Origin of the sequence: Neobacillus sp. DY30 (genome assembly GCF_030123065.1) — a bacterium.
Taxonomy (GTDB): domain Bacteria; phylum Bacillota; class Bacilli; order Bacillales; family Cytobacillaceae; genus Neobacillus.
On the sequence record NZ_CP126093.1, the window covers coordinates 1952059 to 1967063 of the forward strand.

10 protein-coding genes are annotated in these 15005 nt (G+C 38.3%); all 10 read left to right on the plus strand.

The window, feature by feature from the left end:
* Positions 1 to 35 precede the first annotated feature (35 nt).
* The gene (locus QNH29_RS09600) at positions 36 to 1067 is read left to right on the plus strand and encodes a glycoside hydrolase family 88/105 protein (RefSeq protein WP_283864564.1); all 1032 of its coding nucleotides are present in this window, start codon (positions 36 to 38) and stop codon (positions 1065 to 1067) included.
* Between the two features lie 86 nt (positions 1068 to 1153).
* Positions 1154 to 3244: a glycosyl hydrolase 115 family protein gene (locus tag QNH29_RS09605; protein ID WP_283864565.1), complete on the plus strand. Its 2091-nt coding sequence runs from the start codon at positions 1154 to 1156 to the stop codon at positions 3242 to 3244.
* Positions 3241 to 3921: a rhamnogalacturonan acetylesterase gene (locus QNH29_RS09610; RefSeq protein ID WP_283864566.1), complete on the plus strand. Its 681-nt coding sequence runs from the start codon at positions 3241 to 3243 to the stop codon at positions 3919 to 3921. Before QNH29_RS09605 ends, QNH29_RS09610 begins: the two co-directional genes overlap by 4 nt.
* Before the next feature lie 29 nt (positions 3922 to 3950).
* Positions 3951 to 5939 carry a beta-galactosidase gene (locus tag QNH29_RS09615; protein WP_283864567.1) on the plus strand — a complete coding sequence of 663 codons (1989 nt, stop codon included), beginning with the start codon at positions 3951 to 3953 and terminating at the stop codon, positions 5937 to 5939.
* Positions 5940 to 6039: 100 nt separating this feature from the next.
* Positions 6040 to 6354: an L-rhamnose mutarotase gene (rhaM, locus tag QNH29_RS09620; RefSeq protein ID WP_283864568.1), complete on the plus strand. Its 315-nt coding sequence runs from the start codon at positions 6040 to 6042 to the stop codon at positions 6352 to 6354.
* 120 nt (positions 6355 to 6474) lie between these two features.
* Positions 6475 to 8217 carry an ABC transporter ATP-binding protein gene (locus QNH29_RS09625; RefSeq protein ID WP_283864569.1) on the plus strand — a complete coding sequence of 581 codons (1743 nt, stop codon included), beginning with the start codon at positions 6475 to 6477 and terminating at the stop codon, positions 8215 to 8217.
* Between the two features lie 6 nt (positions 8218 to 8223).
* Positions 8224 to 10008, plus strand: a complete 1785-nt coding sequence (locus QNH29_RS09630) for an ABC transporter ATP-binding protein (protein WP_283864570.1) — start codon at positions 8224 to 8226, stop codon at positions 10006 to 10008.
* 216 nt (positions 10009 to 10224) lie between these two features.
* Positions 10225 to 12009 carry a sensor histidine kinase gene (locus tag QNH29_RS09635; RefSeq protein ID WP_283864571.1) on the plus strand — a complete coding sequence of 595 codons (1785 nt, stop codon included), beginning with the start codon at positions 10225 to 10227 and terminating at the stop codon, positions 12007 to 12009.
* Complete coding sequence (locus tag QNH29_RS09640) at positions 12002 to 13561, plus strand: response regulator transcription factor (RefSeq protein WP_283864572.1); 1560 nt, start codon at positions 12002 to 12004, stop codon at positions 13559 to 13561. The genes QNH29_RS09635 and QNH29_RS09640 overlap by 8 nt, the downstream gene beginning before the upstream one ends.
* A gap of 22 nt (positions 13562 to 13583) precedes the next feature.
* Positions 13584 to 14879 carry an ABC transporter substrate-binding protein gene (locus tag QNH29_RS09645; protein ID WP_283864573.1) on the plus strand — a complete coding sequence of 432 codons (1296 nt, stop codon included), beginning with the start codon at positions 13584 to 13586 and terminating at the stop codon, positions 14877 to 14879.
* Positions 14880 to 15005: the final 126 nt, after the last annotated feature.

A 15005-nucleotide genomic window follows, 5' to 3' on the forward strand; every position in this document is an offset into this window, starting at 1 on the left:
ACGTGCCTCATGGTTCCAGATAAAGGAGGATAAAAATGCCACACTTAGTACTTGAGGAAACCAAGATTTCACAGGCAATTGAACGGGTCGTTGAGCGAACCTTTAACATGGATTTCGGCTGGGATTGGCCAGGAGGAGTTGCCTTTTTCGGTGTAGCGGAAGCCTATGAAGCAACCGGTAATGAAAAATATCTACAAGCCATTAGGTCTTGGGTTGATTCAGAATTAGAAGATGGGCTGCCGAGATTAACGGTAAATGCTTCTTCCATAGGCCACGTTCTTTTAACACTATATAAAGCGACGAATGAAGAAAAATATATAGACACAGCTGTAAAAATGGCGGATTATCTACTTCATGATGCCGAGCGCTTTGCTGATGGTGTCCTGCAGCATACAGTAAATGGTGAAAAATACCAATTTCCTGAGCAGGCATGGGTGGATACCATGTTTATGGCAGGATATTTCTTATTGAGAATCGGTAACTTGCTAGAAAGGGAAGATTATTTTAACTTTGGATTAAAGCAATATCATGGACATGAAGAGTTTCTTCAAGATGATATGACCCACCTTTATTATCACGGCTGGGATAACATTGCACAAAACCACATGTCAGGAATTTTTTGGGCAAGAGGAAACAGCTGGGCAGCGTACACCATGGCACGAGCTCTTGAACTAATAGAAGTTCAGCACCCTTCGTTTATGATTATTCAAGGTTCCTTACGGGATCAGTTAAGTGCTTTGGTCCGCTTACAATCGGAGACAGGTTTATGGCATACCATTCTAGACGACCCAGATTCTTATCTTGAAACTTCTGGTTCAGCCGGAATTGCCGGTGCATTGTTAACAAGCGGGAAAGTATATAACAAATATATTCAAAGGTCAGTCGATGGAATCCTTGCTCAAATAAGACAAGACGGTTCGGTTATGGGAGTTTCTGCAGGAACAGCTGTCATGTTTGATGCTGATGGTTACAGAGAAGTTCCGTATAAACGAGTACAGGGATGGGGGCAAGGGCTAGTCCTGGCATTCTTATCCTTACTATTAAAAAGAGAAGAAAATAATCGTTAAATATAATAACCTGTGGAATGCGGCAAACTTCCACAGGTTATTTTGAATAATAGACTTATTATTTACTAGGTTAGAGGAGGGGGAAAATGAGTTCTTCCTATGTCGTGATTGATGGTAATTCTATTTTATCCGTACCAGAATATATACCTGCTCCCGTAAAGCATGCAGTAGATATGATTACGAGAGATCATACCAAAGTATTCGGAAAACCGCTGAGAGTAGAAACATCTTTTTCCGAAGAAGCGGATTTGGTTATAAGGTATGCAGCAAATGACAAAGACTGTCCAGCAAGACCTGAAGCATATAGCTACCGTTTTATTGAAAATAACGGAAAATGGTCATTTCATATTATCGGTTATGATGATTTAGGAATCGTTTACGGTTTGCTAGAATACAGCCGTCAATATTTAGAGGTAGACCCTTTCTGGTATTGGGGTGATATTCCTGTAAAACAAAAGACTGCCATACATATTCCAACAAATGATTACCTTTCACTAGAAAAAGCGGTAAAGTACCGTGGTTGGTTTGTTAATGATGAGGTTTGTCTCATTGGATGGAAAGAAGAATACCCGCCAACAGAGGAAATATGGTTTCCAGTTTTCGAAGCTTTATTAAGGTGCGGGGGGAATATGGTTATCCCTGGTACCGATCTTCCAAAGCATGGGATTCATGCTGAGTTAGCTGCTGAAATGGGATTATGGGTGACCCATCATCACGCTGAGCCGTTAGGTGCCGAAATGTTTTTAAGGGCATTTCCTGGTAAAACCCCCAGCTATAAGGACCAACCAGAATTATTTGAGTCTCTATGGGAAGAAGCCATTCAAAAGCAAAAGAATCAGAAAGTAGTATGGGTTCTTTCGTTTCGCGGCCAGGGAGATGCCCCATTCTGGCACTATGATCCACAATTTGATACGCCGGAAAAACGAGGTGCCATGATTTCCAAGGTCGTCCGCAGACAATATGAAATGATCAGCAAATCAGTAGAACATCCAGTCTGCTCCATGGCTTTATATGGAGAAATTTCAGAACTATACAAAGCAGGACATATAAAGGTACCCGAAGATGTTATAAAAATATGGGCAGATAACGGTTATGGCAAGATGGTGTCCAGGAGACAAGGAAATGAAAACTACCGAATTCCTTCTCTTCCTTCTGCAGAGGACAGCGGGGAACATGGAATTTATTATCATATCACTTTCCATGACCTCCAGGCTTCTAATCATTTAACCATGTTTCCGTCTCAACCGGAACTGCTAAAAGAGGAGCTGGAAAAGGCGTTTGAAGCAGGTGCTGTATCTTACTTGCTCCTAAATAGCGGCAATATCCGCATGCATCTCTACCCGCTGGATATTGTCAGCCAATTATGGAATAACGGCACAATGGATATTGAAGAGCACTTAATGACATTTGTTAAGCGTCTATATAAAACGAATACGAAAGAAATCGCCCAGCTTTATAGAAGTTATTTTGCAAAGAGTATTCCCTATGGTCCTAATCCAGATGACAAAGCTGGAGACGAATTTTATCATCATCCTGCAAGGAAAATTTTAGGATATTGGCTGCAAGGAAAAACCAATGTTCCGCTGGAAAAATTGTATTGGGCTACTGGTGAAATTTCATTTACCGATCAAGTGAAATGGTTTATGGAAAAATGTCAGCATGGGTTAACCGGCTGGGAAGCATTTTTACAGCAGTGCCGGAGTCTCTCTTTACAACTGCCAGAAGAAGACCGACAGCGTTTCGCTGATCAACTGTTGCTGCAGGGTGAGTTACATGCCTCTGGATGTAAAGGGTTTATCTCCCTTTGTGACGCTTATATTTCTTTTACCAAGAATGATTATCCGGTTGCTTTTGTCCACGCATCACGTTCAATTGATTATTACAAGGAATCGAAACAAGCTTTAAAGCGGGCAGAACATGGGAAGTGGAAACATTTTTATCGGGGAGATTGGTTAACCAACATAGACAGTACCATTTATGCGCTAGAAGCACTGCGTAAGTTTCTAAGGATGCAGGGAGACTGTCCTGATTTCTTCCTTTGGTATAAAGAATACCTCATGCCGGAAACGGAAAAGTACATTTATTTAGAGAATACCCACCGAAATCCGTTGTCAGATGATGAATTAGCCAAACGGCTTGCAGAAAAATTCTTCATTATAAAGGAGGAAAAAAGGTGATAAATAAGGAATTGAAACCTATCCATATATTCTTAGCAGGAGATTCAACCGTTGCAAGCTGCCCCCGTAATGAGGCACCAATGGCTGGCTGGGGACAATTGTTTCAATCTTTTTTTACAAAGGAAGTAAAGGTACTTAATTTTGCAAAGGGTGGAGCAAGTACCAATACTTTTATTGAAATAGGTTATTTGGATATTATCCTTGAGTTCATTCAGCCTGACGATTACCTGTTTATTCAATTCGGACATAATGACCAAAAATCATTTGGTACACAGCCGTTTACTACTTACCAGTCATATTTGACTGAATATATTAATGGAGCACGAGAGAGAGGAGCAATTCCCATCTTAGTTACTTCTGTACATCGGAGAAATTTTAATGAACAAGGACTATTAAATACTCTTGGGGACTATCCAACATCAATGATTCAGTTAGCCGAAAAATTAGATGTCCAGCTTATCAATCTATGGGAAAAAACAGAAAAGCTTTATGAAACATTAGGAGTTGAAGGGTCAAGAAAATTGTTCACGCAATTCGCTGCCAATGAACATCCTAATTACCCTGATGGAATTGAGGATAACACACACTTTTGCGAACATGGTGCACTGGAAGTTGGAAAGCTCGTGATTGAAGGCATTAAAGAACTGCAGCTGCCGATAGTGCCTTATATAAAATAATAGATTGATAGTCTGACGAGGTGAAAAATATGGGTAAAAAGTTATATCATGGAGCGGCCTATTATCCAGAGCTTTGGGATGAAAAGGCGATGGAAGAAGACATCAGATTGATGAAGGAAACCGGTATTAATGTAGTCAGAATCGGTGAATTTGCGTGGCATACGATGGAGCCGGAAGAGGGTAAGTTTAATCTCAGTTTTTTTGTTAACACCATAGAAAAGCTCTATGAAAATGGGATTGAAACTGTCATGTGTACGCCGACGCCAACTCCGCCAATCTGGTTCACGGATGGACATCCCGAGCGGATGTATGTGGATCGTGATGGAAAAGTAATGGGACATGGTTCCAGGCAGCATGCTTGTACGAACAATCCCTATTTTAGAGAAAGAGCAGCGCTGATTACCGAAAATCTGGCCAAAGCAGTTGGCAGCTTGCCAGGAGTCATCGGCTGGCAGATTGATAATGAGTTCAAATGTCATGTCAGCGAATGTATGTGTCAAACCTGTAAAGAGCAATGGCATCAATGGTTGAAGACTCGTTATGAAACAGTAGAAAACTTAAATGATGCATGGGGTACAAAGATATGGAGTGAATATTATAACCGATTTGAACAGGTACCCCAGCCTGGACCAGCACCTTTTTTACACAACTCATCGTTAAGTACGATGTACCAAATTTTTTCAATGGAGAAAATAGCTGAGTTTTCTGATGAACAAGCAGAAATTATTAGAAAGCATTCAACCGCGCGAATTACGCATAACAGTTCTGTTTTCTTTAGTGTAGATAATGAAAGATTGTTCAAAAACCTAGACTTTGCATCGTTTGACACTTATGCAACGGTTGATTACGTCGAAAATTATTTAATCAATAATGATTTGTGGAGAAACTTCAAAAAAGGCAGAAATTACTGGGTGATGGAGACGAGTCCATCCTATGCCGCATCATTAGAAAGTTACGCAAGTCCTCATCCAAATGGGTACTTAAAAGCAGAAGCCGCCGCCGCCTACGCATTAGGTGCAGAAGCTTTTTGTTACTGGTTATGGAGACAGCAGCGTGCAGGCTGCGAACAGCCTCATGGATCTGTTATTAGTGCGTGGGGAAAACCTACAGTTGGTTATGCAAATGTGTTAGAAGTAGAAGCGATGAGAAAGGAAATAGAAGGGATTATCACGGCGACTAAACCCTCTCAAGCCGAATTGGCGATTACCTATTCCGATCGAGCAAAAGCTTTTTTAAAAACGGAACCTCATCGAGAGTTAAATCACCGTACATTGATTACCGATTTCTACAAACGGATAGTAGAAATGGGAATTCACCGTGATGTTATACCAGAAGGAGCAAGCTTGGACGGGTATAAACTACTGTTCACACCGTTTATTCATTATTTATCTTCTGATTATATCGCGCGTGCGAAACAGTTTGTGGAAAATGGCGGCATTTGGATTGCCGGACCATTAACAGGCGGCCGCACTGAAAATCATACTATTCATAAAGATAGAGCATTAGGTGAGTTAGAGAAACTTGCTGGTGTTGAAGTGCTTTACACTTACCCAATGGAGGGCACAGGTACGATTGGGCGCGCTTTTGACATTTCTGCGCCATTAGGATTATGGAGCTCTGTTTTTGAAGCTGATCCCAAGAATGGAGTTGGAATTATTGAAGAGGGGCTTTCTAAGGGCAAAGCCTTTATCACAGAGACAAGGCTGGGGGCGGGCAAAATTGTCATGCTAGGGTCATTGCCTTTAGGGGACGAGGGAGACTTACTCTTGCAGAAACTAGTTGACCACTATTCGCAAGAGGCAAATCTTACAATGAGAACCGATGTGTCTAAAGGTACCATCGTCGCTCCAAGACAAGGTGATGATTACATCGTCTGGTTTATCATCAACATGGATGGCAATGGCGGCTCCGTCACAATCCCATATGCTGGCATAGATTTACAGACTAATAGGATGGTACAAGCTGGTAAACTTGAACTTGGCAGATTTGAGTATAAGAGGATTAGATTTAACAACTAGGCTATTCATAAATCAGAGTTTATGAAGCCCAAACGAGGAAAGAAAAAGGAAAAATGGACCTCATGGCGGGGTTCTTCCAAATACATAAGGAGGAATTAAAATGATCCGTAAAGCATCCATTATGAAGTTATTCCCTGGAAATCAGGAGGAGTATAAGAAACGCCATGACGAGTTATGGCCGGAAATGGAAACAGAGCTAAAGAATCACGGCGCACATCATTACTCTATATTTTTAGACGAAAACACCGATACCCTGTTCGCTTATGTGGAAATTGAGAGTGAAGAAACGTGGAATAAAATGGCCGAAACGGAGATTTGTCAAAAGTGGTGGGCTTATATGAAGGATATTATGGAAACAAACCCCGATAATAGCCCGGTTTCTGTTGAATTAAAGCAGGTGTTTTATTTAGATTAATCGTTAATTTAGGACCGCCAAAACAAATTGGTGGTTTTTTTAAGAAAAGTACCTCTTTATTGCATAACTTTTAGAGTTACTAAATAATATTGATTTATGTTTCAAAGGAGGCGAGGTTGTATGCAAAGTTTGCGATGGGCGTGGAGTTATATACGAAACCATAAAATCAGGCTATTTTGTGGTTTGCTGCTGGCACTAGTGGTATCAGCACTTAATATGGTAAATCCTTATCTGGCAGGAAAAATCGTCGATGATGTCATGTTTGGTGAAAATAAAGGTTTGTTATGGACATTGTTAGCAACCATGATTGGAATAACAGTCGTCAGGACTTCCGTTCGCTACGGATATCAGATCATGTTTGAAAAAATATCCCAAAGCGTCATTTTTACCATGAGAGAAAACCTTTATAATCGCCTGCTGCAATTGGATTTTTCCTTTTATAATCGGACCAAAACAGGAGATATTATGGCCCGTATGACAGGTGACATGGAAGCGATTCGGCATTTTACAGCTTGGACGATTTATATGATTTTTGAAAATGCAACAATCTTACTCTTCGCTATTATATTTATGTTTACGATTCATCCGCCATTAACTCTAGCCATTCTAACCATCGCACCAATAATTGGTTTCTTTGCTTACCGATTATCCCGGGACGTGAAGCCGACGTTTACAGAAATTAGAAACCAGTTTGCCCGGCTAAATTCAGTGGTGCAAGAGAATATCAGCGGAAACAGGGTAGTCAAAGCTTTTGCGAAGGAAGGCTATGAGATTGAGAAGTTTTCAATTGAAAACGAGGGTTTTAAAGAACGAAATCTACAATCGGCAAAAGTGTGGGAGAAAAATTTACCTGTATTGGATTCGCTTGCAGGTGTCCTAACGGTAGTGATGATTTTAGTCGGCGGTACCATGGTTATTTCGGGGTCACTTACCATTGGAGAACTTGTCGTTTTTAATTCCTTAATTTGGGCGCTAAATAACCCAATGCGAATGGCAGGCTGGCTGATTAATGATGTTCAAAGATTTATTGCATCTGCTGAAAAAGTGGAAGATCTCCTTGAAACTAAATCACAAATCACCAGTGGTGATGAACAAAATACCCAGACAGCTGTCGGGACGGTAGAGTTTGAAAAAGTTTATTTCAGTTATGGAGATGGCATGGTGTTAGAAGACATCAGCTTTGTTGCACGTCCCGGGCAGACAGTAGGTATTATCGGTCCAACAGGTTCAGGTAAATCGACTTTAGTTAACCTGCTCAGCAGATTTTACGACAGTACCAGTGGTGCTGTTACTGTAGGTGGAATCAATGTGAAGGAGTGGGATATTCATGAATTAAGGTCTTCAATGGGAATGGTCATGCAGGATATTTTTCTTTTTTCCGATACAATTGAAGGGAACATCGCATACGGAAATCCAACTGCCACTTTGGAAGAGGTTTATGAAGCGGCAAGAAAAGCAGAGGCTCATGATTTTATTAGTTCGATGCCAGAGGGTTACGACACCATTGTTGGAGAGAGGGGCGTAGGTCTATCCGGAGGACAGAAACAGCGAATTGCTCTTGCTAGGGCGCTTCTTAAAGATCCCAATATTCTTATTTTGGACGATACCACCTCAAGCGTGGATATGGAGACAGAAGAACGAATTCAACACACGTTAAATTCCATCCAGCAAAACAAAACGTGTTTTATTATTGCTCATCGTATTTCCTCTGTAAAGGAAGCCGATTTAATTCTGGTCATGGATGATGGGAAAATCATTGAAAGAGGGACTCATGAAGAGTTACTTTTGAAAAGAGGTTACTATTACAATGTCTTTCAGAATCAGTATGGGAACTTTGACATTCACCTATTGGCAAGGAAGTGACAAACAATGGCACGCAATAAATTTAATGTAGATGAAGAGCTGGAAACGCCCTTTAATATCGCCCATCTTAAAAGATTACTAACCTACTTAAAACCTTATAAAACAAAAATAATGGTGACCGTTCTCATTATGCTGGCTGCGAGTGGGGCAAATTTGATTGGACCGTACCTAATCAAACAGGCAATAGACGAAGAAATCCCTGGTAAGGATATTCAGGGTCTGGTTATCCTAGGCGTGATATATTTAGGTGCGTTAACCATAACTGGCATCTGTATGAAATACAGAATCAGAATGATGTCGCAGATTGGTCACAGTGTCATAAAAAACATCCGAAAAGATTTATTTACCCACCTGCAAAAACTTTCCTTTTCGTTTTTTGACAGCCGTCCGCACGGGAAAATTTTAGTCAGGGTTGTGAATTATGTTAATTCATTAAGTGATCTGCTCTCCAACGGCTTAATTAATTTAATTACTGATTTATTCAGCTTATTTGTTATCATCGGCTTTATGCTCGCAATTGACGTGAAGCTGACCATGTACGCGTTGGCTGGTTTCCCGGTCCTTGCTGGGATTATTTTTATCATAAAAAATGCACAGCGTAAGGCATGGCAAAATTTAAGCAATAAGCAGTCCAATATGAATGCTTATATACATGAAAGCATTAATGGTATTAAAGTGACTCAAGCATTTGTCCGTGAAGAAGAAAATAAAAAAATCTTTTTTGGGGTATCAAATGGGTACCGTGGTGCATGGCTAAGAGCGGTCAAAATTCAATTCCTGCTATGGCCGGCAATTGAGAACATATCTGTCCTAACCGTTTCTCTTGTCTACGTCAAAGGGATTAGCATGATTGGAAGTGGAGGAATCACTGTCGGAGCATTAGTTGCTTTTATTGGATATATTTGGATGTTTTGGATGCCGCTGGCAAACATCGGGAATTTCTACAATGCGATTATCAATGCATCCGCATATCTTGAACGTATTTTTGAAATGATGGACGAAAAACCTGACATCTCAAGTGAACCTGGTGCTAATGAACTTCCACTGATAAAAGGAAAAGTAGAATTTGAGAATGTGGTCTTTGGCTATGAAGAGAATGAAAGGAATTTAGATTCTATCAATTTCAAGGTAAACCCGGGTGAATCCATTGCCATCGTTGGTCCAACAGGATCTGGAAAAACGACCATTGTCAGCTTAATAAGTCGTTTTTATGATATTAACAGCGGCAAGATAAAAATTGATGATACCGATATAAAGTCTGTTACCATCTCTTCGCTGCGTAAACAGATGGGAGTTATGCTCCAGGATCCGTTTATTTTCTCGGGAACCATAATGGATAATATCCGCTACGGCAGATTAGATGCTTCCGATGAAGAAGTAATACAAGCAGCGAAGGCAGTGCAAGCCCACCAATTTATTATGGGATTAAAGGATGGTTATGGTACAGAGGTTAATGAAAGAGGATCCGTTTTATCAAACGGTCAAAGGCAGTTGATCTCATTTGCCCGGGCATTGCTTGCTGATCCGAAAATTCTGATTTTAGATGAGGCAACTTCTTCAATTGATACTGAGACCGAACTTGCATTACAAAAGGGACTCGAAGCGCTGCTTGCCGGAAGAACCTCTTTTATAATCGCCCACCGGCTTTCAACCATTCAAAATGCGACAAAAATCTTATTTATAGAGAAAGGTAAAATTGTTGAAGAAGGAACACATGAAGAATTAATTCAACGAAGAGGTTATTATTGGAAATTGTATACTTCACACTATTCCTCACTAGACGCTGGATAAAATGAGAAGAGGCCCTCAACACTTGAGGGTTTTTTTCTGTTAGATGAATACTAACCTTGTACGACATTAACAAACAAATACCACTATGAAAAAAACAGAGTAAATGTTAAAATTTAATTAATTTTACAGAAAATTTTTAGTAAAAAGATAACATTTTCCACTTCCCATTAATGACTGCGCTTACACCTACTAATAAACAATGGAGAAACCATCCCAATGAAAAAGATACTAGATAGAGTAAAGATGGAGTATAATAATTTGCAAATTAAATACAAACTATTTCTACTAGTATCCTGGACTATGGTGATATCATTTTCCTTTACCTTTTTCGGATTACAGTATGCTTTTCATATTTACGACGAGCAGATTTATAGTAAGTCTTCACAAGTATTAAGTACATCCTCTAATAGTATTGAGAGTGAATTGAAAAATTTGGAGGAGCTTTCCTATAATATTCTAACCGATTCGCAAATTCAGCAATACCTATCATCAATTAGTGAAGATAGTACAGATTATGATAAGTTTCGAATTCGAACAAACATGTTGGACAAACTATTAAGCTATGCAAACAAGGAAGAATATATCCAATCGATTAATTTAGTGGATGTAAATGGAGAAGAGTATGTGGTCGGACCTAGGACAGTAAAACTTACTCCAGCGCAAAAAGCTGATATTACCAAGATGGCCATTCATGCTAATGGCAGTAATGTTTGGCTGAATCCAGAGAAAAATGATTTTTTATTTGCAACAGCACGAGAAATCAGACAGTTTCGCAACTTAAGTTTTGATAATCTTGGTACTATCATCATCTTTATAAATATGGACAAACTGATTGCCAATATTTTAGAAGGCTCTAAAAAAATGGATGGTGAATTCTTAATTGTCAGAGATAGCAATATTCTTTTTCCAAAAGAAACGAAATCATTTATTAAAGAGGCGGCATTATCTTTAGATTCCCAAAAATCAGATTCAGGTTATCAAATAAAAAAAATCGACAGTAAAAACTATTTCCTTGTACATATAAAATCCAACTATTTTAATTGGGGATATTTAAACGTTATTCCTTTTAATCAAATCTTTGAGAATATCAATAAGGTAAAGACGTTTTTGGTCATAATTTTTATTCTGATGTTTGTTATTGTAACAATCTTTGGAATTCGATTTGCCAGGAACATAACGATTCCCTTGGAGAATCTTGTAGCTGGCATGCAGTATGTAAAAGTTGGAGATTTTAAGGAGGCAAGCAGAAAAGCACTGAAAACGCCAATGAATCAAGAGGATGAAGTTGGTAAACTTCAGCAGAATTTTCAGACGATGATCCAACAAATCGATGAACTCATTAATGAGAATTACTCTAAGCAGCTCACCATAAAAGAGACAGAGTTTAAGGCGCTGCAGGCTCAAATTAATCCTCATTTTTTATATAATAGGTTAGAATCTATCAATTGGTTAGCAAAAGGAAATGGGCAGACGCAAATTTCTAGAATGGTAGAAGCACTTGGGTTTTTACTCCGTAATTCCATCAGTTTAAAGCAACCTTTGATTACGATTGAAGAAGAACTTAATGTTGTGAATAATTATGTGATAATTCAGAAATATAGATTTGAGGAAAGATTAGATTTACACATGGAGGTAGATTCAGATATAGGAGGGTTCTTTATACCGAAGCTTACACTGCAGCCTCTAGTAGAAAATGCCATCCATTATGCGTTGGAGCCGAAGATTGAACCTTGTAAAATTTGTGTATATTCAATGGTAGAAAAAGATAGTATTAAATTAATTGTTGAAGATGATGGACCCGGAATGGAGTCAGCCTTTATAGAAAAGTTAAAAAGAGGAGAAGTAAAAACCAGAGGACAAGGGGTAGGATTGTCGAATATTAATGACAGAATCAAACTTGCCTATGGGGAGAATTATGGAGTTGAGATTGAAAGTGAACCAAATAAAGGGACGAAAGTAATCATTGTTTTACCTTTCGATAAGGGGGAGAACCATGCATAAGGTATTGCTAGTGGATGATGAAAGAATTATTACAGAAGGGATGTCAAAGGTAATCAATTGGGAGTCCATTGGGACAAATTTAATTGGGACCGCAAGAAATGGGGTTGAGGCGTTTAGTATCATTGTACAGCAGCAGCCAGACATCGTGATTAGTGATATTAAAATGCCAGGAATGAATGGTCTCGAGCTAGTTGCGAAGGTAAACAGCGTATTTCCTGAAATACAATTTATCCTGTTATCAGGTTTCAGTGAATTTGACTTTGCTAAACAGGCGATGCAATACGGGGTGAAGCATTATCTATTAAAACCTTGTAATGAGCATTCCATTATGGATGCGGTATCAGAAATCTGTGAAGATTTGAAACAAAAGCAGATTCGGGAACAATTCATTCAAAATATGAAAGGAACATTAGAAAGCGTTTTGCCCTATGCCAAAGAACAACTGTTGAAAGAGTTCATTATTAACCATTACGAGAACAAAGATTTAGAACATTATCAAAAGCTTTTTAATATTGATTTACATACACCGAATGTCAGGCTGGTATTATTTCAACTTGAAGGAAATTTTGAATTTGAGCATATGTTTGCCATTAAAAATATTGCAGAACATATTTTTGATTCCTATATTCTAAGTTGTATGGCAGGGGAAACGATATTATTTTTAATCGAAGATTACTGCAGCTACTCCATACTACTCTCTCAAATCGAAAAGATTAAAAAAACATTCTATCAATATTACCAACTAGATTCTACAGTTGCTATTAGTGATACAGGGAAAATCAGTATAGCGAATAAATTATATAGTGAAGCACTCGACTGTCTGGCTTATCGTTTTTATTTAGGAGAAGGCGGTGTTATTACCAAAAAAGACATATCCTATCAAAAAACCTCAGAGAAATTAGAATTCTATTATGATGATCAAACCTTCTGCCGATTGGTGAAATCGGGTTCTTGGTGTGATGTTAATTCAGAAATAGAGACATTTTTTAAGCATTTAATAGAGTTAAGGCTAGATATCAATATTACCAAGTCCTATGTAATTCAATTATTTAATGCGATGATTCGTTTATGTGAGCCGAAAGAAATGAATATGTATCTTACCAAATTAAATCAACTATTAGAAATCGACATGCTTCAAAATTTAAAGGTGTTTTTTGAAAGCGTTGCCCAAGAAATTACTCTTTCCTTTTTTAATCAAAATAAAAATAAACATTCAACCATCATTAAGAAGGTCATTGAGACCATCGATAAGTATATTGGGAATGAAAATTTATCTTTGCATTGGGTTGCAAACGAGATGTTATATATGAATGCCGATTATCTTGGCAAACTTTTTAAGAAAGAAACAGGCGAAAAGTTTTCAAATTATATTACGAGATTAAGAATTGAATTAGCCATAAGTATGATAGAAAGGGAAAGTGATGTAAAAATATTTGAGATTGCTGAAAAAATTGGCTATGGCGAAAACCCTCAATATTTCAGTCAGGTATTCAAAAAACATACAGGGTTTACTCCATCAGAATACAAAAGAGAATCGTTACAAGGCTTGTGATCAATGTTAAAGGGGGAAAAAAATGAAAAAACTCTTGTTTTCCACTTTATCCCTAGTAATGGTTTTTTTTGCTGGTGGGTGTGGGGATTTTGATTTAGTTGATTCTGCGGAGAGTAAAGGGAATGAAGAAATAACAATAAAAATTGCCTGGTGGGGAGAAAAACCCCGTCATGACTATACCCTGGAAGTAATTGAAATGTTTGAGGAAAAATATCCAAATATTAATGTCGAGCCATTATATTCTAACTGGGATGATTATTGGAAACGATTAGCGCCAATGGCTGCAGGGAATCAACTTCCTGACATTATCCAAATGGATATGCTCTATCTTAAAACATACAGTGAAAATTTCTTGCTTGAAGATTTAACACCATATATTAATCAAAAACGAATTAAGACAGAATCGATCAGTGAAACGATTCTTTCAGGCGGGAAGATTGATAAACATTTGTATGGCTTCCCTTTAGGATTAAATGCGCCAGCCATCATTGTTGACCCCTCTTTACTTACTTCAGGTGTTGATAATCAGCCAAAAGAAAATTGGACATGGAGCGATTTTGAACAAATTGTCTTACAGGTTCACAAGGATAAGGGCATATATGGTACGAATGGGATGAAATCACCGGATATCTTCCTCGCGTATTACTTACGTACAAAAGGCATGGATTTATATAATAAAACTGGAACTGGATTAGGCTATGATGATGACCAATTATTTGTAGAGTATTTTGACATGCAATTAAGACTACTCGACAAAGGTGCCTTTCCAAGAGCGGATGTAACGGAACAGATTAAAGGAATAGAAGATGAATTGTTAGTTAAGCAGCAGTCAGCGATGCAATGGGCATATTCGAATCAATACATTGGTTTTTTAGAAGCAACAAACCGACAGCTTGAGCTTTTTCCACCTCCAGGTCCGGGGCAGGATGTAGGGCTTACTGTAAAGCCTAGTATGCTTTTTTCGATGTCAAGAAGTTCAAAACATAAAGAGGCGGTAGCCCAATTTATTAATTTTTTCATAAATGATATAGAAGCAAATAAGGTAATAAAAGGTGAAAGAGGAGTACCTATTTCTGCGAAGGTAGCGGAGAAAATTAAACTTGATCTATCTGATGATCAGAGGAAGGTATTCGACTACGTAAATGAAGTGCAAAATAAAAACAAAATAGTTGAAAAAGCAAACCCTCTAGGCAGTAATGAGGTTGTGAAACTATTACAAGATGTTTCGGAACAAATATTGTTTAAAAAAATCACTTCAACTGAAGGAGCGCAAAAATTTAGAACAGAAGCAAATAAAATCCTTTCAGACAACAACTAACTATAAACTAGGGTGAAAGCTCTCTTGGAACAAGCATGCTGTGCTTGTATCAAGGGAGCTTTTTAAATGTCTGATTTTTAAACAAACACAGCGGAAAATTAGATTCAGACTATTTTGATTTCGTTG

Bases quoted from the DNA above. Each gene is read 5' to 3' on its own strand.
- QNH29_RS09600 (WP_283864564.1), top strand. From the start codon at position 36: ATGCCACACTTAGTACTTGAGGAAACCAAGATTTCACAGGCAATTGAA.
- QNH29_RS09605 (WP_283864565.1), top strand. From the start codon at position 1,154: ATGAGTTCTTCCTATGTCGTGATTGATGGTAATTCTATTTTATCCGTA.
- QNH29_RS09615 (WP_283864567.1), top strand. From the start codon at position 3,951: ATGGGTAAAAAGTTATATCATGGAGCGGCCTATTATCCAGAGCTTTGG.
- rhaM (WP_283864568.1), top strand. From the start codon at position 6,040: ATGATCCGTAAAGCATCCATTATGAAGTTATTCCCTGGAAATCAGGAG.
- QNH29_RS09625 (WP_283864569.1), top strand. From the start codon at position 6,475: ATGCAAAGTTTGCGATGGGCGTGGAGTTATATACGAAACCATAAAATC.
- QNH29_RS09630 (WP_283864570.1), top strand. From the start codon at position 8,224: ATGGCACGCAATAAATTTAATGTAGATGAAGAGCTGGAAACGCCCTTT.
- QNH29_RS09635 (WP_283864571.1), top strand. From the start codon at position 10,225: ATGAAAAAGATACTAGATAGAGTAAAGATGGAGTATAATAATTTGCAA.
- QNH29_RS09640 (WP_283864572.1), top strand. From the start codon at position 12,002: ATGCATAAGGTATTGCTAGTGGATGATGAAAGAATTATTACAGAAGGG.
- QNH29_RS09645 (WP_283864573.1), top strand. From the start codon at position 13,584: ATGAAAAAACTCTTGTTTTCCACTTTATCCCTAGTAATGGTTTTTTTT.